We start from the raw sequence: 20,414 nt of genomic DNA on the forward strand, positions 1-20,414 counted from the left end.
TTCGCCGCTGGGTGGTGGCCTCGTCCCTGGCCACCACCCGGCGTGGTTGAATCGGGTCATGCGCTCATCGCCGCGGAACTCGGCCGTGATCGGCGCCCTCTGGTCTGCGACGCCCAGTCTCCTCGTGCTGGCGGGTGCCCTCGGATTCCTCGCGATCGGTACCTGGGATCGCGCGATCTTCGCGTCGGTCCCCGGCACCGGGTCCCCGCTTCCTCTGGCAGCCCTCCTCGCCGTCCAAGCGCTGCTGCTGTGGCCGAGCCGCTTCCGCCCGCTGCCCGTGTTCGGGGCGGTCGTCGGCATCGATCTCGCGATCCTCGGCACGACGGCCGGGGAGCTCGGCATCGGCGCGCTCGCGGTGGGCATCGCCTCATACCGGGTCGTTCGGCAGCTGCCCCGCAGGACGGCACTCATCGCGCTCGGCGTGGGGGCAGCCGCGACGACCACGGTCGGTGGCGTCGCGATGCTGCTCGGGTCACGCGAGGCGCCGCTCATCCTCACCGCAACGCTCCTCCTGCGCATCCTGCTCCTCTACGTCCTTCCCGCGGGCATCGCCGACTACGTGCTCGGGCGGGAGCGGTTGACGGATGCGCTCCGCGAGCAGGCGCGCATGGCCGAGCAGCGACAGGTGGAGCGGGCGCGCGGTGAACTCAGGGCGGAGCGCACCGCGCTCGCACGGGAACTCCACGACATCGCCGGCCACCACCTGTCGGGCATCATCGTCAGCGCGCAAGCGGCAACCACCCTGACCCGCTCGGACCCCGACCGGGCGAGGGCCATGATGCAGGGCATTCAGGACGACGCACGCACGACGCTCGTCGATCTCCGGCGGACCGTCGGTCTGCTGCGAAGCGACGACGACGAGCGCACAGGCGGCCCTGATCGCCCGAGTCCCACCCCGAACCTGGAAGGGATCGCGACGCTCGTCGATGCCGCGCGGGAGCGGGGCCAGGCTGTCGACTTCTGTGTCACCGGTGCGTCTCGGCCACTTGGCCCGCTGACGGAGGCCGCCGCGTACCGCATGGTGCAGGAGTCACTGTCGAACGCGGCACGTCACGCCCGGGGTGCGCGGAGCGAGGTCAGCGTGCGATTCGATGACGGCGAGGTGGAGATCGTCGTCGCGAACGCGCCAACCGGCCGCGTACCGGATGCGGTCGGGCCGCCCGCGCCCGCGCAGCGGGGGTACGGACTCTCCGGCATGGCCGAACGAGCCGAGCTCGTGGGCGCTGCCCTGAGCGCAGGGCCGACGAGCGACGGCGGGTGGCGGAATGCGCTCACGATCCGCGGCACGGGCCAGAGCGCGAACCGAGACGGGGAGAACTCATGATCCGGATCCTCATCGCCGACGACCAGGCGGTCGTCCGCGCCGGGCTGTCGGTGATCCTCGGCGCGGAGCCTGACTTCGACGTCGTTGCCGAAGCCGCCGACGGTGCAGAAGCGGTTCGGCTCGCGCGCGAGCTGAGCCCCGACGTGGTCTGCATGGACATCCGCATGCCCGGAACCGACGGCATCGCTGCGACGCGGATGATCGCTGCAGAACCCTCGCTCGGCGCTGCGGTGCTCATCCTCACGACCTTCGACGTCGACGCTGATGTGTTCGCGGCGCTCGAGGCCGGGGCTGCCGGGTTCCTCCTCAAGGGCGCGGATGAGGGGACGCTGCTCGCCGCGGTCCGCTCGGTCGCCGCGGGGCACGGGACGCTCGACCAGCGCCTCACCCGGCGCATCCTCCACGAATTCGCCGAACGGCGGCGGCCCGCGTCCCAGCCCGCCCCGCCGACGGAGGTCGCGCTGACGGAGCGGGAGCTCGACGTGCTCCGGCTCCTCGCGCGCGGCCTGTCCAACGCGGAGATCGCCGGTGAACTGTTCGTCGAACCCACCACGGTGAAGTACCACCTCGCGGGGCTCCTCCAGAAGACCGCGTCGAGGGACCGCCTGCAGGTCGTGCTCTGGGGCATCCGCGGCGGACTCGTCGACGTCCGCTGAGCGAGGTCGCAGCGGAGCGCAGATGACGTGGCCCCGGCGGCTGCCAGGTTGCAACACGGTGACGTCGTCCCGCGCCGGGGAGCCGTGCGGTACCGACTGGGTAGACTGGCGGCAGATCGTGAGGAGCGAACGATGACGATGCAAGTGGGGCCTACAGCAGTCCCGGAACGCCTGTGGATGTCGATGATCGCCCGCGCCGTGCCCGCGCTCATCATCGCCGCCGTCATCACCTTCTCGCAGGATCACTCTGCGGCGTTCGGGTTCATCACGTTCGGAGCATTCGCCCTCGCATCCGGCGTGCTCATCGGCTTCGAAGCCGTCGGCTTCAAGGACCACCCGGCGCGCGCGCTCACGTTCGCGCGTGCCGTCGTCTCGGCGCTCGCCGGAGGCTTCGCCCTCTTCATGGGCACTGCGGAGACCGAGCACGCGACTGCCGCCGCGTTCATCGCGACCGTCGCCACCTGGGCCCTCGTCACGGGAGCGCTCGAACTCATCAGCGCCCGCGTCGGACGCGCCACCAAGTTCTTCTCGCGCGAGGTGCTCATCACCGGCGCCGTCACCGTGCTCCTCGGACTCCTCGTCGCGATCATCCCGCCAGACCTCCGCGTCGACTACGGCGGAATCGAGCAGGTCGAGGGCACCCTCACCGCATCCGTGCAGACCGTCGGCTACGTCGGCGCCTACCTCGCAGTGCTCGGCGTGCTGCTGGTCATCGAGGGGATCACCCTCCGCGGCATCCTCGCGGATGCACCAGCCGCCAAGCCAGAACTCACCAAGAAAGCCTGATTCCCCAGTGACACAACCCAAGCGCCGCGCGCTCATGAAGCCCTTCGAGCTGCTCGGCATCTCCGCCGTGATGGCGGGCTTCGTGCTCCTCATCCTGCTGCTCACGACACAGGACTTCCTGCTCGGCATCATCTTCGCCGGTGTCGCCTTCATCGTCTCGATCCTCGTGCTCGCGATGCTCGTGCTCTCCTACTCGCCGAACCCCGAGAACGAGATCTACCTCGACCGCTTCGAGAATGCAGAGCAGGGCGTCTCCCGCAGCGACGAAGGCGAGCAGAGCCGCGCGGCCACGCAGGCGGCGGCTGCAGACGAGACGACACCCATCGACGAGGCTGCAGCCGAAGCGGAGCCCTCAGAGCGCATCGACGCACCTGAGCAGGCAGCGGCGACCGAGGAACCCGCATCCGCGCTCCCCGCAGATGCAGATGAGGCCCCGCTCGACGAGACGACGTCGAACGAGGCCCCGACCAGCAAGTAGCTGGAGAACCAGCGGGCGTTCTGCCCGCCCGCTCAGCTCAGGTGGTCGACGAGGCGCGACGAGGCGCCCGTGTAGCTGCCGGGCGTGAGGGCGAGGAGCGAATCCTTCGCCTCCTGGCCGATGTCGAGGCCCGTCACGAACTCCACGAGATCGGCCTTGCCGATGCGGCGGCCGCGCGTCAGGTCCTTCAACACGGCGTACGGGTCGGCGATGGATGAACGACCCGCGACGATCTCGGCCCGGATGACGGTCTGGATCGCCTCGCCGAGCACCTCCCAGTTGCCGTCGAGCTCGTTCGCCAGCAGCTCCTCGTCGACGGCGATCTCGCGGAGTCCACGCGTCACGTTGTCGAGCGCGAGCAGCGAGTGGCCGAACGCGACACCGATGTTGCGCTGCGCGCTCGAGTCGGTGAGGTCGCGCTGCAGGCGCGAGGTGACGAGCGTCGAGCCCAGCGAGTCGAGGAGAGCGCTCGAGATCTCGAGGTTCGCCTCCGCGTTCTCGAAGCGGATCGGGTTGATCTTGTGCGGCATCGTGGACGAGCCCGTCGATCCGGCCTGCGGGATCTGACGGAAGACGCCGCGCGAGATGTAGGTCCACACGTCGGTGCAGAAGTTGTGCAGGATGCGGTTGAAACGCGACACGTCGGCGTAGAGCTCCGCCTGCCAGTCGTGCGACTCGATCTGCGTGGTCAGCGGGTTCCACGTGAGGCCGAGGCCGCTCACGAACTCGTCGGCGAGCGTCTCCCAGTCGGTGTCGGCACTCGCCGCCTGGTGCGCGGCGAAGTTGCCCGTCGCGCCGGCGAACTTCCCGAGGTACGAGGTTCCCTCGACGCGCTTCAGCTGGCGGCGGAGCCGGTGCGTGAACACGGCGAGCTCCTTGCCCAGCGTGGTCGGCGTCGCCGGCTGGCCGTGCGTGAGCGACAGCAGGGGCACATCCCGCAGCTCGACGGCGAGCTCCGCGATGCGGTCCGCGAGCCCGGAGGCCGCGGGGAGCCAGACGTCGGTGACGGCGTCGCGGATGGTGACCGCGTACGAGAGGTTGTTGATGTCCTCGCTCGTGCAGGCGAAGTGGGTGAGCTCGGCGAGCTCGCTCAGCCCGAGCTCCTCGAGGCGGGCGCGCACGTAGTACTCGACGGCCTTCACATCGTGACGGGTGCGAGCCTCGACCTCAGCCAGCTCGTCGATGTCCTTCTGGCCGAAGTCGGTGACGAGGGCACGCAGAGCTGCGGCCTTGTCTGCATCGATCTTGTGGGAGCCGAACATCTCACGGTCGGTGAGGAACAGCAGCCACTCGACCTCGACGTGCACGCGGGCACGGTTCAGCGCGGCCTCGGAGAGGTGCTCGCCGAGACCTTCGACGCTCTTGCGGTAGCGCGAGTCGAGGGGGCTCAGCATCTGGGGAGGGAGGGGGCTCATTGTGCTCCTTGGGACGAGGACGATCCGGCGCGCGCCGTCAGCGCAGCCCGGACGACCGGCTCGATCTGACGAAGAAGCTCCTCGCACGCGCTCGTGATCATGTCGCGCACGTGGTCGAAGAGCTGATCGTTGCCATAGTACGGGTCTGGGACTTCCGTGATCCCGCCCGGGGGCGCCGGGTGGAAGGTGAGAAGGGGCTGTACGAGCGAGCGCTGCTCGTCGTCGGAGGCCCACGCCTTGAGGATGCGCCGCTGGCCGCGGTCGAAGGTGATGATGAGGTCGAACGTGTCGAACCAGTCGACCTCGAACTGCTTCGCGCGATGGTTCTCGGCGGTGAACCCTGCCCGCTCGAGCGCGGACTGCGTGCGGGGGTCCGCCTTCTCGCCCACGTGCCATTCGCCGGTTCCGGCCGAGCTGATGCTCACGGCGCTGCCGAGGCCGATCTGCTCGACCATGTCGCGGAAGATGACCTCCGCCATCGGGGAGCGGCAGATGTTGCCGGTGCAGACGAAGATGATGCGAAAGACCGCGTCCTTGCTGTTTTTCGCCATGACGCCCATTGTCACGCATTCAGCACCGGTTCGCGTGCGTGTTCACCCGCTCTTTCGCTGCCCGTCGGAGCGAAGCCGCACTCTGCAGGCATCTGGCTTGTGGATGCGCGTCCCTCCACACCCGTGGGCGTGCATCCGTCGCCGCTCCTCCTGCCGCCTCAGGATCGGAGCCATCGACGCAGGAGAGGACCACCGCGAATGCCAGAGACCACGTCTTTCGTTCCCATCACGCCGTTGACGATCGGCCAGACGCTGCCGTTCGTCGATGCCGCGAGGGAGCAGATCATCCGGGCCCTGCAGCTCATCGCCCTCGACAACGCTCGCGCCCTGCACGCCTTCGGCTCGGGCACCACCGACATCTGCACGGGCCTCAGGCTGCTCGCGGTCTCCGACGCGTGGAGCTCGCCAGCCCAGCGCTGCCTTGCCATCGAGGCCGAGCTCCTCGCCGACGCGATCGGACTCGTCGCGACCGCTGCCGAGCTCGCCGAGGATGAGTACCGCCGAGCGCATGGGGCATTGACCCTCGAGCTCGAGGCGCTGGGAGCCCGATGAGCGGCGAGGTTGTCGTCGTCGGTCCGAGCGACGTCCGCGCCGTCGCCGCCCGTGCTGGGCTCTTCGCCGTCGACTTCGAAGCGCTCCGCACGATCCTCGCCGGTCAGGAGTGGATGCCGCCGTCGGCATGGCTGAGCGGTTCGGGTCTCACGTTCGCCGCAGCAGCGGCACAGGGCGAGGTCGCGTTCTTCGGAGGGGCGCCGCTCGAAACCCAGCTGTCCTCACTCGGCGAGCGCATCCAGCTTGCCGCCGAACTGTACGAGCGGGCCGAGGCGGTCTCTGCGGCCGTTGTCCAAGCAGCGGGCGCAAGCGCTGCCAACTTCCTCGGCCGCTCGCTGCCGCTGACGGTCGCGCTGCTCGGTCCGGCGGCTGGAATCGCGGCGCTCGCGGCTCTTGCGGGGGAGGCGACGACTCTGAGCGACCCGCGGGTGCAGGAGCTCATCCGCGTCACCGTCGAGAACGCCGATGACTTCGCGCTCGGGATGCTCGGTCTCCCGCCGGTCCCCGGCGCCGACGGCAGCAACCTCGTGTCGTGGGCGCTCGCCGCGGCTGGTGTGGCCGGGCTGACCCCCAGCGATCGCTTCCGGGTGGGGAGCACCAGTGCTCCGCTCGATGGCCGGGATGCCGCTCCCACGGGACTCCAGCCGCTGGTCGCGGCGATCCCGCCCTCGGTCGACGGAGGACCGCAGGTCCGCGTCACGAGCTACGTCGACGCGGCCGGAGCCCAGCTCTACGAGGTCGCGATCACGGGCACCTCGAACCAGTCGTACGGCACGACGGAGAACCCCTTCGATCTGGCCGGCAACCTCGCGGCGTATGCGGGCATCGACTCGCAGTCGGTGTCTGCCGTCCTCGCGGCGATGGCAGAGGCGGGAATCGAGCCGGGCGATGCCGTCGTGTTCGCCGGCTACTCGCAGGGTGCGCTCGTCGCGGCGTCGATCGCCGGGCTGGGGAAGTTCGACACGAAGGGCCTCGTCTCGATCGGAGGTCCCATCGACGCCGAGCGGCTGAGGGCGCAGCTCCAGCACCAGCAAGACGATGGGCGCGGCGAGGGCGGGTCGCCGGGAAGTCGAGCCCCGATCATCGAGATCCAGCACCGGGAAGACCCGATCGTCGGCCTGCAGGGTCTCGCCCCGGACGGTGAGGACTCGACGGTCGTGCTCGCCGATGCCGATGCGGTGACTCCGTTCGACGACGACCCGCTCGCGGCCCACGCGCAGACGCGCTACCTCGAGACTGCCGGCATCGCCGACGCGAGCAGGGTGCCTTCACTCGAGGCGGCGCGCACGGATCTCCTCGACGTCTACGACGGCTTCGAGCTCGACGAGTCGAGGCTCTACACGGTTGACCGGCTCGACCCGCTGCCGGAGCCCGGCGAGGCCATCGACGAGGCGAGTCGGCTCATCGAGGAGAAGTTCGCGCCCATCACGAGCAGCCTCAAGCCAGACGACATCAAGATCTGAATGCCTCGATCAGGCTTCGCGACGGCGACGCTCATCGCTCTTGAGCTTCGAGTCGGCACCGCGCACCCAGCCGCCGAGCACCGCGGTGACCACCGACATGATGAGCGCTGCGAGCACCGCCCACCAGAAACCGGAGACCTCGATGCCGAAGCCGATGCTGTCGCTGATGACCCCGACGAGCCAGAACAGGAAGCCGTTGACGATGAACGAGATGAGGCCGAGCGTGAGGATGTAGAGGGGGAACGCGACGACACGCACGACCCCACCGACCACGGCGTTCACGACGCCCCAGATCAGTCCGAACAGTGCGAGCGTGCCGATGACGCCCCAGGTCGACTCCTCGAACGGGATGACCTGAACATGCGCCTGCAGGATGAGGGTCACGACCCAGAGGGCCACGGCGTTGATGAGGATGCTCAGAATGGCTCGCATGCCCCCCATTCTCCCCGATCCTGCGGTGAAGCAGCTGGGGCGTTCACCCGCTTCGTGTCGTCGATGCCGTGCAGGCTTGGCCCGAACTGTTGGAGGATTTCTCCTGAACGGCCATGGGGTGGAGAACTAGACTGGCGAAATCTCGGGCAACCGCCTGCGAGATCGGAACAGCAGGAAGGCGCCACACGACGTGACTCCAGGCGACGAGACCGTGCAGATCCTCACTCCAGAGGGAGAGGTGAAGCCGACGAAGGCCGCCGAGCCCTTCCTGGAGCAGCTTGAGCTGCTCACCACTGAGGACTACCTGCGCGCCTACCGCGACATGAGCTACGTGCGGGCATTCGACCGCGAGTCGACCATGCTGCAGCGCCAAGGACAGCTGTCGCTGTACGTCCCGGCCGAGGGGCAAGAGGCCGCCCAGATCGGCTCCGCCTACGCCATGCGCCCGCAAGATGCTGTCTTCCCCTCCTACCGCGAGCACGGCGTCGCCTTCGTGCGCGGCGTCGACCTCGTCGACGTGCTGCGCCTGCTGCGCGGCGTGACCCACAGCGGATGGTCGCCGGAAGGCCACGGCGTGCGCCCCTACACGCTGGTCATCGGCTCGCAGACCCTCCACGCGACGGGCTACGCGCTCGGCCAGAAGTTCGACGGCGCCACCGGCACCGGCGACCTCGACAAGGACGAGGCGAGCGTCGTGTACTTCGGCGACGGCGCGACCAGCCAGGGCGACACCAACGAGGCCTACATCTTCGCGACGAGCTATCAGGTGCCGCTCGTCTTCTTCCTGCAGAACAACCAATGGGCCATCTCCGTGCCCGTCTCGGTGCAGGCGAACAACCCGCTCTACAAGCGCGCGGGCGGCTTCGGCATGCCCTCGACGCACATCGACGGCAACGACGTCATGGCGAGCTTCGCCGTCACACGCGCGCACCTCGAGCGGGCGCGCGCCGGCGGTGGCCCCGGCTTCATCGAGGCCGAGACGTACCGGATGGGCGCCCACACGACGACGGACGACCCCACCAAGTACCGCACGAGAGACGAGGAGGAGTCGTGGCGCCGCCGCGACCCGATCGCCCGCCTCGGCGCCTACCTGCGCGCGCAGGACGTGGGCGAGGACTTCTTCACCGGCGTCGACGAGGCAGCGAAGGACTACGCGGCCGACGTGCGCCGCGGCGTCTTCGAGATCGAAGAGCCCGACAACGACTCCATGTTCGAGAACGTGTACAGCGACCCGCATCCGCAGCTCGAGGAAGAGAAGCAGTGGCTGCGCCGGTACGAGGCGTCCTTCGACGACAACGCGAGCCAGGAGGCAGCCCGATGACCGACGTCGCCACGAGCACCACAACGCCCGGGTCGGAGACGGATGCGCCGGAGACGGTCACCATGCCGCTCGCGAAGGCCATCAACGCCGGCCTGCGCCGCGCCATGGAGGACGACGACAAGGTCGTGCAGCTCGGCGAGGACATCGGCACGCTCGGCGGTGTCTTCCGCGTCACCGAGCACCTGAAGCGCGACTTCGGCGAGAACCGCGTGCTCGACACCCCGCTCGCGGAGTCCGGCATCATCGGCACCGCCATCGGCCTCGCCATGCGCGGCTACCGGCCCGTGTGCGAGATCCAGTTCGACGGCTTCATCTTCCCCGGCTTCGACCAGATCACGACGCAGCTCGCGAAGCTCACGAACCGCAACGAGGGCCGCCTGCAGATGCCGGTTGTCATCCGCGTGCCCTACGGCGGGCACATCGGTGCCGTCGAGCACCACCAGGAGAGCCCAGAGGCCTACTTCGCGCACACCGCCGGACTCCGCCTCATCTCGCCGTCGACCCCGAACGACGCGTACTGGATGATCCAGCAGGCCATCAAGAGCAACGACCCCGTCATGTTCTTCGAACCCAAGAGCAAGTACTGGCAGAAGGGCGAGGTCAGCCTCGCCGCCCCCGCCGCCGGGATGCACGCGAGCCGAGTCGCCCGCGTCGGCACCGACGTGACGCTCGTCGCGCACGGCGCCATGACCGCGGTAGCGCTGCAGGCGGCAGCGGTCGCCGAGGCCGAGGGCATCAGCCTCGAGGTCATCGACCTCCGCTCGCTGAGCCCCATCGACTACGCGCCGATCGTGGAGTCCGTCCGCAAGACGGGTCGCCTCGTCATCGCGCAGGAAGCCCCCTCGAATGCCAGCATCGGCTCCGAGATCGCCGCGACCGTGCAGGAGCGAGTGTTCTTCTCGCTCGAGGCGCCCGTGCTTCGCGTGTCGGGCTTCAACGTTCCCTTCCCGCCAGCGAAGCTCGAGGCGAGCTACCTGCCGGACGCAGACCGCATCCTCGAAGCCGTCGACCGCTCGCTCGAGTACTGAACCAAGCCCGCACAGATAGAGGCAAGCACACCAATGAGCACCGAGAACTTCGAACTCCCCGACGTCGGGGAGGGACTCACCGAGGCCGAGATCGTCTCCTGGCACGTGAAGGCCGGCGACAGCGTCGAGCTGAACCAGACGCTGTGCGAGATCGAGACGGCCAAGTCGATCGTCGAGCTGCCCAGCCCCTTCGAGGGCCGCGTCGTCGAGCTCTTCGCGAGCGAGGGCCAGACCGTCGACGTGGGCAAGCACATCCTCTCCATCGAGACCGCTGGGGTCTCGAGTAGCTCCGAGGCGCCCGCCGCGGCTCCTGAGGCCCCGGCTGCCGACCTCGAGTTCGATGCGGCACAGGCGGATGCGGCTTCCACCGTCTCCAGCGAGGGGGCCGAGTCTGGCGCCAACTCGGTGCTCGTCGGCTACGGACTCGGTGACGCGCCCACCACGCGGCGGCGTAAGAAGTCGGCGGCGCCAGCCCAGCCGACGCGCCCCGCGCAGATTCCCGCGCCGGCCCAGCCGTCGCACCGCCCAGCCGCGCAGGCTGCCGCTCCAGCGTCTGGGGCGGCACGGACGCAGGCACGCCCCGGTTCGGTGCCCGCCGCATCCGCGTCGCCGATCATCGCGAAGCCCCCGATCCGCAAGCTCGCGAAGGACCTGGCCGTCGACCTGTCGCAGGTCGAGCCGACTGGGCTCGCCGGCGAGACGACCCGCGACGACGTCATCCGCCACGCGCAGCAGGCGAGCGTCTTCAAGAACCTCGAGACCCCCATCTGGGGCGAGGTCCGCGAGGAGAAGCACCCCGTCAAGGGCGTGCGCAAGGCAACGGCGAACGCCATGGTCTCGTCGATGTTCACGGCACCGCACGTGACGCTCTTCACCGACGTCGACGCGACACGCACGATGGAGTTCGTGAAGCGCCTCAAGGCGTCGCCCGACTTCGCCGGCGTGAAGGTCTCGCCGCTGCTCATCGTGGCGCGCGCCGTGATGTGGGCGATCCGCCGCAACCCGATGGTCAACGCCGCGTGGACCGACGAGGAGTACACGGTCAAGCACTACGTGAACCTCGGCCTCGCCGCCGCGACCCCGCGCGGGCTCATCGTGCCGAACATCAAGGATGCGCACGCCATGACCCTGCACCAGCTGGCGCAGGCCATCGAGCAGCTCACCTACCGCGCCCGCGACGGGAAGACGCCGCCGACGGAGATGCGCGACGGCACGTTCACGATCACCAACATCGGGGTGTTCGGGATGGACACGGGCACGCCCGTCATCAACCCCGGCGAGGTGGGCATCCTCGCGCTCGGCACGATCAAGCTGAAGCCGTGGGTGTTCGAGGACGAGGTCCGCCCCCGCATGGTGACGACGCTCGGCGCATCGTTCGACCACCGCCTGGTCGACGGGGACGTCGCGAGCCGTTTCCTCGCCGACGTCGCGACGATCGTCGAGGAGCCTGCGCTGCTGCTCGACTGAGCCGCGCTCGGCCCCGGTCGTGCGCGTCCGCGCGCCCGTCCCCGCCCCCGCTGCTACCGCGGCCAGAGTTGTGGCTGGACGCAGTTCCGCGTCCGCCAAGGCGCACTTCGTCACAACTCTGGTCAGTGGTTGCGCTGGCTCCTGGGATGCGTGCTCACCGCGTTGCACAGAGTTGTGGCGGGGTGTCGTTGGCGCGGGGTGCAGCAGCGTCTATCCATAACTTTGCACCGGGCCACCGGGCCACCGGGCCACCGAGTCGCCGAGTCGCCGAGTCGGCGGGCCGCCGAGCCATCGGGCCGCGGGCTGGGTTCGCCTGCCCGTGAGGTGAGGGCGGACCGGGGTCCGCGCACCTCGTGTTGCGCAGGGTTGTGGCGGGATGTTGTTGGCGCGGGGTGCAGCAGCGTCTATCCACAACTCTGCACCGGGACGCCGGGACGCCGGGACGCCGGGACGCCGGGCTGCCGGGCCGCCGAGTCGCCGGGGCGCGGGCTGGGCTCGCCGGCCCGTGAGGTGAGAGCGGACCAGGGTCTACGCACCTCGTGTTGCGCAGGGTTGTGGCGGGATGTTGTTGGCGCGGGGTGTAGCAGCGTCTATCCACAACTTTGCACCCAGCCACCCAGCCACCCAGCCGCCGGGCCGACGGGCCGACGGGCAGCTGCCGGGAGTCACCGCACTACCCGACCACAATTCCCAGTTCGCGCAATTGACATTGATTCTCAGTACGAATTACACTCCACGGGTGAACCTTCGCTCTCCTGCCCTCATCGCCCTCGCCGGGCTGTCCGCTCTCGCGCTCGCGGCCTGCTCCGGTCCGACCGCGGCCACCGACAGCGCCGCGGCGCCCACCGCGGAGGGCGAGTCGTTCACCGTCGTCGCGACCACCACGCAGGTCGCCGACTTCACTCGCGAGCTCACCGAGGGCCTGAACGTCGAGGTCACGCAGCTGCTGCAGCCCGGCATGAGCGCGCACAGCTTCGAGCCGACCCCCGCCGACCTCGTCGCGCTCGGCTCGGCCGATCTTGTCGTCTCGAGCGGCGCTGGACTCGAGGAGTGGCTCGACGCGGCCGTCTCGTCGAGCGGCTACGCGGGCGAGGTCGTGGATGCCTCGGCCAACGTCACGCTTTCGGGCAGCCACGAGCACGAACACGGTGAGGAAGAGCACGCCGAAGACGAGCACACGCACGCCGAGGGCGAAGAGCACAGCCACGAGGAGGAGGCGCACGCCGAGGGCGAGGCGCACGCCGAGGATGAGCACGCCGAGGGCAACCCCCACACATGGACCTCGCCGGCGAACGCGAAGCTCATGGCGGCCGAGATCGCCACGCACCTCGAGGAGCTCCCCGGCATCGACGCCGCCACGGTGCAGGCGAACGCCGACGCGTATGACGCCGAGCTGACGGAGCTCGACACGTGGATCGCAGCGAATGTCGACGCCGTCCCTGAGGCCGAGCGGGTCGTGGTCACCAACCACGACGCGCTGCACTACTACCTCGACCAGTACGGCATCACGTTCGTCGGCTCGATCATGCCGAGCTTCGACGACAGCGCAGAGCCGAGTGCCGCGGAGATCGACTCCCTCATCGCCGAGATCAAGGAGCACAACGTGAAGGCCATCTTCACCGAGACGCAGCTCTCCCCGCAGAACGCGGAGACCATCGCGGCGCAGACCGGAGCGAAGGTGTTCTCGGGTGAGGAGGCGCTGGCGACGGATGCGCTCGGCGAGCCGGGAACCCCGACGGGCACGTATGTCGGTGCGACGGTGCACAATACTCAGATGATCATCGAATCCTGGGGCGCCACCGCGACCGACCTGCCTGAGGTGCTCGCGCAGCAGTGACGCATCCAACCCCGCTCGTCTCGTACCGCGACGCCTCCATTGCCTATGGCAGGGAGGCGCCTGCGTTGACCGGTGTGTCGTTCGAGCTGGGGGAGGGCGACGCGGTCGCGCTGCTCGGCCCGAACGGCGCAGGCAAGTCGACGCTGCTGCAGTCGCTGCTCGGTCTCCTGTCGACCAGCGGCACCGCGGAGGTGCTCGGCTCGGCTCCGGGGTCTCGTGCGTCGGAGGTCGGCTACCTGCCGCAGTCGACGCACATCGACCCCGATTTCCCCGTCTCGCTCCGCCAGGTCGTGATGATGGGCCGCTACCGGCGCATCGGGCTGCTCCGGTGGCCGCGAGCCGCTGACCGCGAGATCGTGCGTCGCGCCATCGAGACGGTCGGGCTGACCGAGCTCGCCAACACGACCTTCGGTGAGCTGTCGGGCGGCCAGCGGCAGCGCGGCCTGCTCGCTCGGGCGCTCGCCACCGAGCCGAGGCTCATCCTCCTCGACGAGCCGTTCAACGGCCTCGACCGTGCCAACCGGGATGCGCTCATCGCGACCCTGCGCCGCCTCCGCGAGACGGGGGTCGGCATCGTCGTCTCCACGCACGACCTCGAGCTCGCGCATGAGGTGTGCTCCCACGTGCTGCTGCTCAACGGCAGGCAGATCGCGGGCGGGCCCATCTCGGAGGCGCTGACGGATGCGGCGCTCGCGGCGGCGTTCTCCGGCACGTCCGCCGACACCGAGGCGCACGGCGGCGCCCACGGCACGGTCTGCGCGCCGGGCGGCGACGACAGCGACGACCACGAGCGGGCCCGGGTGTGACCGATCTCTCCGTCCTGCTGCAGCTGCCGTTCGTGCAGAGCGCAGCCGTCGCCATCATCGTGCTCGCGGTCGCGAGTGCCATCGTCGGCACGGCCCTGGCACTCCGCGGCCTCGAGTTCCTCAGCGACGGCCTGGTGCATTCGGTGTTCCCCGGCGTCGTGATCGGCTTCATCGCGGCCGGCACCGACGGTGTCTACGTCGGCGCCGGCATCGCGGCCCTGATCGCGACGGTTGCACTGACCATCGCCTCGGCGCGGGGCATCGGCTCCGACGCGACCATCGCGGTGGTCCTCGCCGGTGCGTTCTCGCTCGGCATCGTCATCGTCTCGCGCAGCGTCGACTACGCGTCAGGGCTCGAGCATCTCCTCTTCGGGCAGCTCCTCACGGTCTCGAGCGCCGACATCGTCGCGATCTGCGTGCTCGGCGGCGCCGCCGTGCTGCTGGTCCTCGGCACCTGGAAGGAGCAGCTGCTCGTCTCCTTCGACCGCAAGCAGGCGCAGGCCTCCGGCATGCGGGTGCTCGCCTACGAGCTGGCGCTGAACATCGCGATCGCGCTCGTGGTCGTCGCAGCCGCGCGCGCGGTCGGCAACCTGCTTGTGCTCGCCCTCCTCATCGTGCCGGTCGCCGTCGCTCGCCTCGTCACGCGTCGGGTCTGGGCGATCGCCGTGGTCTCGCTCCTCGTGTCGGTCGGCTGCGGGCTCGTCGGCCTCTGGGCTGGCCTCTGGCTGTCGCTGGATGCGGGCATCCAGGCTTCCCCGAGCGCCGTGCTCGTGCTTGTGCTCGTCGCGCTGTACCTCGTGGTGGTCGTCGTGACCAGGCTCACCGCGTTCGCCGCCGCCGCCCGCCGCCGAGGCACCGCCACCGCTGCTGACCGTGCCCCCGCATCCGCTGCCGGGGTGGTCTCGTAGCCATGGACTACTTCGCTCTCGCGCTGCTCACGGGCACGCTGGTCGGCCTCCTCAGCGGTCTCGTCGGCGTGCTGGTGCTGCTGCGCCAGCGTGCCTTCTACACCGTCGCCCTCACGCACGCGACGTTCCCCGGCGGTGTCTTCGCGGCCGTCGCGGGCATCAACATCGTCGCGGGCGCATCCATCTTCAGCCTGTTGCTCGTGGCGCTCATGGCCGCGCTCTCGCGAGTGCCGCGGCAGGGCAAGCAGGTGGCGGCCGGCATCATCCTGAGCTTCGGCTACGCGCTCGGCATGCTCTTCGCGTCGCTCAACCGCGGCCAGTCGGTGCGCGTCGACTCGTACCTGACCGGGTCGATCCTCGCCATGAACCCCACCAACGTGTGGCTGCTCGGTGCGGCGCTCGTGATTGTCCTCGGCGTGTATGCGCTCTTCGGCAAGCAGCTGCTGTTCTCGAGCTTCGATGCCCGCGGCTTCCGCGCGGCCGGCTTCCGCGAGGGCATCTGGGATCTCGTGGCGCTGGCGCTCATCACGCTCACGGTGGTCGTCGCGATGCCGGCGATCGGGTCCATCCTCGCGATCGCCATGATCGCTGCCCCCGCGGCGGCGGCCAGGCTCCTCACGAAGCGCATCGGGTGGATGCTCGCCCTGTCCTGCGTGTTCGGCGTCACCGCCGCCGTGGTCGGCCTGCAGGTGTCCCGGTCCCTGTCGTTCGCGGCCGGCGGGTCGATGGCGCTCACCGCGGTCGCGATCTTCGTCATCGCGCTCCTCGCGAAGGGCGTCGTCGACCGGTTCGCGCAGGGCGTCTCGCAACGCGCATCCGCCCCCGGTATGGTCGGCTGATATGAGCGACGAGACGAACGGTGAGGGCGGCGCGACCGCCGGTGCTGCCGCGGCCCCCGTCAAGAGGAACACTCGTCAGCGCGAGGCCGTGCGCCGCGCTCTGGCCGAGTCTTCGGAGTTCGTGAGCGCCCAGGTGCTGCACCAGCGGCTGTCGGCGGCTGGCGAGCGCATCGGGCTGGCCACCGTGTACCGCACGCTTGGCGCGCTGAGCGAGAGCGAGGAAGCCGACTCGCTGCAGAACGCCGAGGGGGAGGTCGTCTACCGCGCCTGCGTCATGGGCGAGCACCACCACCACCTCATCTGCCGCAACTGCGGAGCGGCCGTCGAGATCACGGCCGACCCCGTCGAGCAGTGGGCGTCGAGCGTCGCCGCGAAGCACGGCTACACGCAGGCGAGGCACGTGGTCGACATCTTCGGCCTCTGCCCGAAGTGCACGGCTGCAGCTGCGGCGTCCGCTTAGCCCGCGCGGGGCGGCCCCGCAGTGGAGCCGCCCGTGGGGCCGCTCACCACCGGGCGTGGACCGTCTGGCGGAAGAACCGGTCGTAGATCTCGTGCACGTTTGCGTCGAGATCTGCGGGCAGCTCGAGCGAGGCGGCGGATGCGTTCGACTCCGCCTGCGCTCGGTTGCGTGCGCCGGGGATGACACTCGTCACCCCGTCCTGCGCCGCGACCCAGGCGATGGCCGCCGCGGCGGGGGAGATTCCCTCGGGAAGCGCCGCGGCGAACGCCTGGGCCGCCTCGACGCCGGTGCCGAAATCGACGCCTGAGAAGGTCTCTCCGACGTCGAAGGCGCTGCCGTCGCGGTTGTAGGTGCGGTGGTCGTCGGCCGAGAAGGTCGTGTCCTTCGTATACCTGCCGCTCAGGAGGCCGGAGGCGAGGGGGACTCGGGCGATGATGCCGACGCCAGCCTCGCGCGCTGCGGGCAGCACGAGGTCGAGCGGCTTCAGGCGGAACGCGTTGAAGATGATCTGCACGGATGCGGTTCCCGGCCTGGCGATCGCGGCGAGGGCCTCATCCGCGGTCTCGACGCTGACGCCGTAGGCGGCGATCGCCCCCTCAGCGACGAGCGTGTCGAGGGCGTCGTAGACGGCATCGTTCGAGAACACGGGGGTCGGCGGGCAGTGCAGCTGCACCAGATCGAGGGTGTCGACGCCCAGGTTCTTGCGCGAGCGGTCCGTCCAGGCCCGGAAGTTGTCGAGCGTGAACTCGGCGGGATCCTGTGGGCCCCTGCGTCCCATCTTCGTGGCGACGAAGACGTCGGCGTTCGGGTTCTCGCGTCGGAACGTCCCGATCAGCGTCTCGCTCCGACCGTCACCGTAGACGTCGGCGGTGTCGAAGAAGGTGACGCCGCTCTCGACGGCGGCGCTGAGGACGTCGAGCGCTGCGTGCTCGTCGACGTCTCCCCAGTCGGCGCCGAGCTGCCAGGTGCCGAGGCCGACGATGGACACGGGGCGGCCGGTACGGCCGAGGGTTCGCTGAAGCATCCCCGATGCTAACGCGCCGCACCTGACCCAGGGCCGTGTGGTCGGCGAGTGCAGTTGACGCCCGCGGACGACACCCGCAGCCGACTCGTCGACGTCGCGTCCAGTTGCCGCTCGTAGGGTTGTGGGCATGAAGCCCGAGCAGGAAGCCGCTCCCCAGCAAGTTGCAGTCTGGTATTTCGTTGCCGCCACCTTCATCTTCGCCGGCCCGGCGCTCATCGCGGATCTTCCCGTCTGGGTGCGCATCGCGTCGCTCGTCGTCGGCCTCGTGCTCGTCGTCTTCGGCGGGCGGCAGCTGGGCCGCGAGACGGCGGTCCGCCGACGGTCGAGGGATGCGGCGCGGCCCGACACCCAGGACGGCTCGGCGTCCGAGCCGATCGGGCCGACGAGCGACCGGTAGGCGTGCAGCTGGCCGAGCAGTCCGGGGCTAGCGAGGGTCGCGGAGGTCTTTCAGGTACGTGTTGACCTCGCGGGCCTTCGCCACCTCAGTGGAGGTGAACTCAGCGCTCAGCAGCTCGGCGTCGTCGCGGCCGGCCATGGCGAGGGTGTTGCCGTAGGGGCTCGCGATGCAGCTGAGCCCCGTGAATCCCGGACCCGAGTGGTTCGCGTAGGCGATGTACAGCCCGTTCTCGAGGGCCCGCACGGGCACCATGTGCGTCGAGATGACCTCGGCGTTGTAGGTGTGCCCTGGCTGGCCGCCCGCGACGTCGCCCGTCGACGGGACGGCCGTCGGGATGAGCAGTGCCTCCGCGCCCGCGACCGCGGCACGTCGCGCGATCTCGGGGAACTCGATGTCGTAGCAGATGGCGAGCGCGACCCTGAGGCCCGCGACCTCGACGACCTCGGCGGGCGCATCCCCCAGGTCGAAGACCCGCTGCTCCTCAGCGCCGAAGAGGTTCGACTTGCGGTAGCGGGTGAGTTCGTTGCCGTCGCTCGCGAAGAGCGATGCTGAGATGAAGCGGCGCTCGGTCGTGGCGTTGGCGGCGAACCCGGCTGAGCGCTCGATGGTGTGCTCGACCGTGGATGCGACGATCGCGATGCCGGAGTCGGCGGCGATCCGTGCGATCTGCTCGCGGATGGCCGAGCCGTCCTCGCCGGCGACCCGCTCTGGCGCGTAGCCGGTGGCGAAGAGCTCGGGTGTGACGAGGATGTCGGTGCCTGCCTCGGCCGCTCGCCCGGCGAAGGAGCGGAGGAGCTCGAGGTTCTCTTCGACGGCGCCGACGGCGCCCTGTGCTTGCAGTACGGAAATCAGCGCCATTGCCAGCCTCACATCGTCGTCGTGGTCGCTCGGATCTCGAGCGTGCCGTGTCTCTCGAAAAGTAGTTCTTGACATGGTTGGGGGAGCAGCCTCAGGATAGCCGAAACCGAAGGTAATTCGGTTCTTCTGGATTCGACGACGAAGGCTGGACCCATGGACATGCGCGACCCGGAGATCACGGCAGATCTCGCGAGACGACTCGACTCTATCGCGACCGCCGAAGCCGGCGACATCGCGCACGAACCCCTGAGCGGCCGCGACATCGGCCTCTTCGTGCTCACCTGCGTCGCCCTCGTGGCCGCTGGCGCCCTCGTGGTGATCCTGTGAGCGGCGGCGTCGGGCGAAAGGTCGAGGGTGCATCCGCCGAACTCGACCAGGCGGCGACGTTCGGCTCGCTCCCGCTCCTCAAGAAGGAGCGCATCTGGTCCGGCTGGGACTACAGCTGGGTGAACCTGAGCCTCGCGATCGCGACCTGGGCGTTCCTCGTCGGCGGTTCGACCGCACTGCTCGTCGGCTTCCAGGACGGCATCGCCGCGATGGTCATCGGCAACGCGATCGGCCTCGGCATCATGGTGCCAGCCGCCACGGCGGCGAGCGCACGCTTCGGCGTCGAGCAGTACACGATCCTCCGCCCCGTCTTCGGGCTCATCGGCGTGGGTGTGCTCGTCTTCACGGTCATCCTCGTCACCGAGATGGGCTGGTCGTCGCTCCTCGCCATCATGGTCGGCCGCGCCGTCACGCAGGTCGCCAACGGTGCCGCCGGCACCGACTTCGGCTCGGGCAGCCTCCTCGTCACGGTTGTCGGTCTCGTCGCGATCCTCATCGCGTGGCTCATCCTGTCGCGCGGCCCCGTCACGATCGGCAAGCTCAACCGCTTCGTCGCCCCAGGCCTCGTGCTCGTCACGGTCTTCATGCTGTTCTTCCTCGTCTCGAACACGTCCTGGGAGGCGCTCTTCGCAGCCGAGCCCCTCGCGCCGTTCGAGGAATCGCAGCTGAACTTCATGCTCGCGGTCGAGTTCAACGTCGCTGTCGGTTTCTCCTGGTACCCCGTGATGGGCTCCATGGCGCGTATGACCCGTTCGCCCAAGGCCGCGCTCTGGCCCGCGTTCACCGGCCTCATCGTCGGTACGCTCGTCGCCCAGGTCGTCGGCATGGCCGCGGCGCTCACCCTCGGCGACTCTGACCCGACGGTGTGGATGCTCCCCCTCGGCGGTCCGATCCTCGGCGCGTTCATGCTGCTGTTCATCTCGTTCGCCAACATCACGAGCATGTCCTCCATCGTCTACTCGACGGTGCTCGCGATCAGGCAGGCGAGCGGCAACCTCCTCGGGCGTGTGCCCTGGCCGCTGCTCTGCGGGTCGTTCTTCGTGCTCCCGGCGATCCTCACGTTCTTCCCCGACTTCATGTATCAGCAGTTCATGGTGTTCGTCACGATCTCTGGCGCCTTCCTGGCCGCCATGTGCGGGGCGATCCTCGCCGACTACTTCGTCCTCCGACGCCAGTGGGTTCGCCTCCCCGACCTCTACCGGCTCCGAGGCGAGAGCGCCTACCACTTCACGGGCGGCGTCAACTGGGCCGGCATCGTCTCGGTCGTCGTCGGTGCGGCGTTCTACCTGTGGATCTACAACCCGGTCACGCTCGAGACGCATCCGCTGTTCCTGATCCTCACCGCTTCGGCCCCAGCCACCGTGCTCTCGGGCGGGGTGTACCTGCTGCTCGCCCAGCTGCTCTACCGGCGCCGCGGCGTCGGCGCGTTCTCGGACACGGAAGCCACGTCCACTCACCACACGACCACCCGGAAAGGGGTCTGAC

The 20,414-nt window shown here is 69.4% G+C and carries 22 protein-coding genes; 17 read left to right on the top strand and 5 right to left on the bottom strand.

Annotation, left to right across the window (positions count from 1 at the left end; translation table 11 throughout):
• The first annotated feature begins 58 nt into the window (after window positions 1–58).
• The 4 genes from ITJ67_RS10635 (at window position 59) to ITJ67_RS10650 (ending at window position 3,244) form a co-directional block, all read left to right on the top strand.
• The gene (locus ITJ67_RS10635; RefSeq protein WP_194677591.1) at window positions 59–1,324 is read left to right on the top strand and encodes a sensor histidine kinase; all 1,266 of its coding nucleotides are present in this window, start codon (window positions 59–61) and stop codon (window positions 1,322–1,324) included.
• Window positions 1,321–1,980 carry a response regulator gene (locus ITJ67_RS10640; RefSeq protein ID WP_194677592.1) on the top strand — a complete coding sequence of 220 codons (660 nt, stop codon included), beginning with the start codon at window positions 1,321–1,323 and terminating at the stop codon, window positions 1,978–1,980. Before ITJ67_RS10635 ends, ITJ67_RS10640 begins: the two co-directional genes overlap by 4 nt.
• Before the next feature lie 132 nt (window positions 1,981–2,112).
• Window positions 2,113–2,766, top strand: coding sequence for a hypothetical protein (locus tag ITJ67_RS10645; RefSeq protein WP_146080269.1), 654 nt, complete (start codon window positions 2,113–2,115; stop codon window positions 2,764–2,766).
• 7 nt (window positions 2,767–2,773) lie between these two features.
• On the top strand, window positions 2,774–3,244 hold the full coding sequence (locus tag ITJ67_RS10650; RefSeq protein ID WP_194677593.1) for a hypothetical protein: 471 nt from the start codon (window positions 2,774–2,776) through the stop codon (window positions 3,242–3,244).
• 32 nt (window positions 3,245–3,276) lie between these two features.
• On the opposite strand, the gene purB is transcribed toward ITJ67_RS10650, so the two are convergent.
• Together purB and ITJ67_RS10660 are read right to left on the bottom strand one after the other, a co-directional pair.
• Window positions 3,277–4,659 (bottom strand): adenylosuccinate lyase, encoded by a 1,383-nt coding sequence (gene purB, locus ITJ67_RS10655; RefSeq protein WP_160070952.1) that lies wholly within the window; start codon window positions 4,657–4,659, stop codon window positions 3,277–3,279.
• Complete coding sequence (locus tag ITJ67_RS10660) at window positions 4,656–5,210, bottom strand: low molecular weight protein-tyrosine-phosphatase (protein ID WP_308471370.1); 555 nt, start codon at window positions 5,208–5,210, stop codon at window positions 4,656–4,658. The genes purB and ITJ67_RS10660 overlap by 4 nt, the downstream gene beginning before the upstream one ends.
• Window positions 5,211–5,408: 198 nt before the next feature.
• Here ITJ67_RS10660 and ITJ67_RS10665 point away from each other — a divergent pair, with 198 nt between their 5' ends.
• Together ITJ67_RS10665 and ITJ67_RS10670 are read left to right on the top strand one after the other, a co-directional pair.
• Window positions 5,409–5,762, top strand: a complete 354-nt coding sequence (locus ITJ67_RS10665; protein WP_194677594.1) for a hypothetical protein — start codon at window positions 5,409–5,411, stop codon at window positions 5,760–5,762.
• Window positions 5,759–7,225 carry a hypothetical protein gene (locus tag ITJ67_RS10670; protein ID WP_194677595.1) on the top strand — a complete coding sequence of 489 codons (1,467 nt, stop codon included), beginning with the start codon at window positions 5,759–5,761 and terminating at the stop codon, window positions 7,223–7,225. Before ITJ67_RS10665 ends, ITJ67_RS10670 begins: the two co-directional genes overlap by 4 nt.
• Before the next feature lie 9 nt (window positions 7,226–7,234).
• Here ITJ67_RS10670 and ITJ67_RS10675 read toward each other — a convergent pair whose 3' ends face one another.
• Window positions 7,235–7,657 carry a phage holin family protein gene (locus ITJ67_RS10675; RefSeq protein WP_104243893.1) on the bottom strand — a complete coding sequence of 141 codons (423 nt, stop codon included), beginning with the start codon at window positions 7,655–7,657 and terminating at the stop codon, window positions 7,235–7,237.
• Window positions 7,658–7,847: 190 nt separating this feature from the next.
• Here ITJ67_RS10675 and ITJ67_RS10680 point away from each other — a divergent pair, with 190 nt between their 5' ends.
• From ITJ67_RS10680 to ITJ67_RS10715, 8 genes are all read left to right on the top strand, one after another.
• On the top strand, window positions 7,848–8,978 hold the full coding sequence (locus tag ITJ67_RS10680) for a thiamine pyrophosphate-dependent dehydrogenase E1 component subunit alpha (RefSeq protein WP_160070949.1): 1,131 nt from the start codon (window positions 7,848–7,850) through the stop codon (window positions 8,976–8,978).
• Window positions 8,979–9,040: 62 nt separating this feature from the next.
• A complete protein-coding gene (locus ITJ67_RS10685) occupies window positions 9,041–10,006 on the top strand; it encodes an alpha-ketoacid dehydrogenase subunit beta (RefSeq protein WP_104244172.1) in 966 nt (321 codons plus the stop codon).
• 33 nt (window positions 10,007–10,039) lie between these two features.
• The gene (locus ITJ67_RS10690; RefSeq protein ID WP_194677596.1) at window positions 10,040–11,473 is read left to right on the top strand and encodes a dihydrolipoamide acetyltransferase family protein; all 1,434 of its coding nucleotides are present in this window, start codon (window positions 10,040–10,042) and stop codon (window positions 11,471–11,473) included.
• 739 nt (window positions 11,474–12,212) lie between these two features.
• On the top strand, window positions 12,213–13,310 hold the full coding sequence (locus ITJ67_RS10695) for a metal ABC transporter substrate-binding protein (protein ID WP_323741446.1): 1,098 nt from the start codon (window positions 12,213–12,215) through the stop codon (window positions 13,308–13,310).
• Complete coding sequence (locus ITJ67_RS10700; RefSeq protein ID WP_104243885.1) at window positions 13,307–14,116, top strand: metal ABC transporter ATP-binding protein; 810 nt, start codon at window positions 13,307–13,309, stop codon at window positions 14,114–14,116. Before ITJ67_RS10695 ends, ITJ67_RS10700 begins: the two co-directional genes overlap by 4 nt.
• Entirely contained in the window at window positions 14,113–15,024 is a 912-nt protein-coding gene (locus ITJ67_RS10705; RefSeq protein ID WP_160070946.1) for a metal ABC transporter permease, read from the top strand. Before ITJ67_RS10700 ends, ITJ67_RS10705 begins: the two co-directional genes overlap by 4 nt.
• Before the next feature lie 2 nt (window positions 15,025–15,026).
• Complete coding sequence (locus ITJ67_RS10710; RefSeq protein WP_194677598.1) at window positions 15,027–15,863, top strand: metal ABC transporter permease; 837 nt, start codon at window positions 15,027–15,029, stop codon at window positions 15,861–15,863.
• A 1-nt stretch (window position 15,864) separates the two neighbouring features.
• The gene (locus ITJ67_RS10715) at window positions 15,865–16,323 is read left to right on the top strand and encodes a Fur family transcriptional regulator (RefSeq protein WP_104243879.1); all 459 of its coding nucleotides are present in this window, start codon (window positions 15,865–15,867) and stop codon (window positions 16,321–16,323) included.
• Window positions 16,324–16,366: 43 nt separating this feature from the next.
• On the opposite strand, the gene ITJ67_RS10720 is transcribed toward ITJ67_RS10715, so the two are convergent.
• Window positions 16,367–17,347 carry an aldo/keto reductase gene (locus tag ITJ67_RS10720; RefSeq protein ID WP_194677599.1) on the bottom strand — a complete coding sequence of 327 codons (981 nt, stop codon included), beginning with the start codon at window positions 17,345–17,347 and terminating at the stop codon, window positions 16,367–16,369.
• Between the two features lie 127 nt (window positions 17,348–17,474).
• On the opposite strand from ITJ67_RS10720, the gene ITJ67_RS10725 reads away from it, so the two are divergent.
• The gene (locus ITJ67_RS10725) at window positions 17,475–17,744 is read left to right on the top strand and encodes a hypothetical protein (protein WP_194677600.1); all 270 of its coding nucleotides are present in this window, start codon (window positions 17,475–17,477) and stop codon (window positions 17,742–17,744) included.
• Window positions 17,745–17,771: 27 nt separating this feature from the next.
• Here the strand turns inward: ITJ67_RS10725 and ITJ67_RS10730 are convergent, their stop codons facing one another.
• Window positions 17,772–18,602 carry a nitrilase-related carbon-nitrogen hydrolase gene (locus tag ITJ67_RS10730; protein ID WP_194677601.1) on the bottom strand — a complete coding sequence of 277 codons (831 nt, stop codon included), beginning with the start codon at window positions 18,600–18,602 and terminating at the stop codon, window positions 17,772–17,774.
• A 153-nt stretch (window positions 18,603–18,755) separates the two neighbouring features.
• Between ITJ67_RS10730 and ITJ67_RS10735 the strand changes: the two genes are divergently transcribed.
• Together ITJ67_RS10735 and ITJ67_RS10740 are read left to right on the top strand one after the other, a co-directional pair.
• Window positions 18,756–18,929 (top strand): hypothetical protein, encoded by a 174-nt coding sequence (locus ITJ67_RS10735; protein WP_160070941.1) that lies wholly within the window; start codon window positions 18,756–18,758, stop codon window positions 18,927–18,929.
• The gene (locus ITJ67_RS10740) at window positions 18,926–20,413 is read left to right on the top strand and encodes a purine-cytosine permease family protein (protein ID WP_194677602.1); all 1,488 of its coding nucleotides are present in this window, start codon (window positions 18,926–18,928) and stop codon (window positions 20,411–20,413) included. The genes ITJ67_RS10735 and ITJ67_RS10740 overlap by 4 nt, the downstream gene beginning before the upstream one ends.
• The last annotated feature ends 1 nt before the right edge of the window (window position 20,414 follow it).

The sequence above is a fragment of the Pseudoclavibacter sp. VKM Ac-2867 genome (assembly GCF_015351275.1).
GTDB lineage: Bacteria > Actinomycetota > Actinomycetes > Actinomycetales > Microbacteriaceae > Pseudoclavibacter.

Coding starts and splice junctions, on each gene's coding strand:
- ITJ67_RS10690 (WP_194677596.1), top strand. CDS start 10,040: ATGAGCACCGAGAACTTCGAACTCCCCGACGTCGGGGAGGGACTCACC.
- ITJ67_RS10735 (WP_160070941.1), top strand. CDS start 18,756: ATGGACATGCGCGACCCGGAGATCACGGCAGATCTCGCGAGACGACTC.
- ITJ67_RS10685 (WP_104244172.1), top strand. CDS start 9,041: ATGCCGCTCGCGAAGGCCATCAACGCCGGCCTGCGCCGCGCCATGGAG.
- ITJ67_RS10670 (WP_194677595.1), top strand. CDS start 5,759: ATGAGCGGCGAGGTTGTCGTCGTCGGTCCGAGCGACGTCCGCGCCGTC.
- ITJ67_RS10725 (WP_194677600.1), top strand. CDS start 17,475: ATGAAGCCCGAGCAGGAAGCCGCTCCCCAGCAAGTTGCAGTCTGGTAT.
- ITJ67_RS10730 (WP_194677601.1), bottom strand. CDS start 18,602: ATGGCGCTGATTTCCGTACTGCAAGCACAGGGCGCCGTCGGCGCCGTC.
- ITJ67_RS10645 (WP_146080269.1), top strand. CDS start 2,113: ATGACGATGCAAGTGGGGCCTACAGCAGTCCCGGAACGCCTGTGGATG.
- ITJ67_RS10635 (WP_194677591.1), top strand. CDS start 59: ATGCGCTCATCGCCGCGGAACTCGGCCGTGATCGGCGCCCTCTGGTCT.
- ITJ67_RS10720 (WP_194677599.1), bottom strand. CDS start 17,347: ATGCTTCAGCGAACCCTCGGCCGTACCGGCCGCCCCGTGTCCATCGTC.
- ITJ67_RS10715 (WP_104243879.1), top strand. CDS start 15,865: ATGAGCGACGAGACGAACGGTGAGGGCGGCGCGACCGCCGGTGCTGCC.
- ITJ67_RS10710 (WP_194677598.1), top strand. CDS start 15,027: ATGGACTACTTCGCTCTCGCGCTGCTCACGGGCACGCTGGTCGGCCTC.
- purB (WP_160070952.1), bottom strand. CDS start 4,659: ATGAGCCCCCTCCCTCCCCAGATGCTGAGCCCCCTCGACTCGCGCTAC.
- ITJ67_RS10660 (WP_308471370.1), bottom strand. CDS start 5,210: ATGGCGAAAAACAGCAAGGACGCGGTCTTTCGCATCATCTTCGTCTGC.
- ITJ67_RS10665 (WP_194677594.1), top strand. CDS start 5,409: ATGCCAGAGACCACGTCTTTCGTTCCCATCACGCCGTTGACGATCGGC.
- ITJ67_RS10675 (WP_104243893.1), bottom strand. CDS start 7,657: ATGCGAGCCATTCTGAGCATCCTCATCAACGCCGTGGCCCTCTGGGTC.
- ITJ67_RS10640 (WP_194677592.1), top strand. CDS start 1,321: ATGATCCGGATCCTCATCGCCGACGACCAGGCGGTCGTCCGCGCCGGG.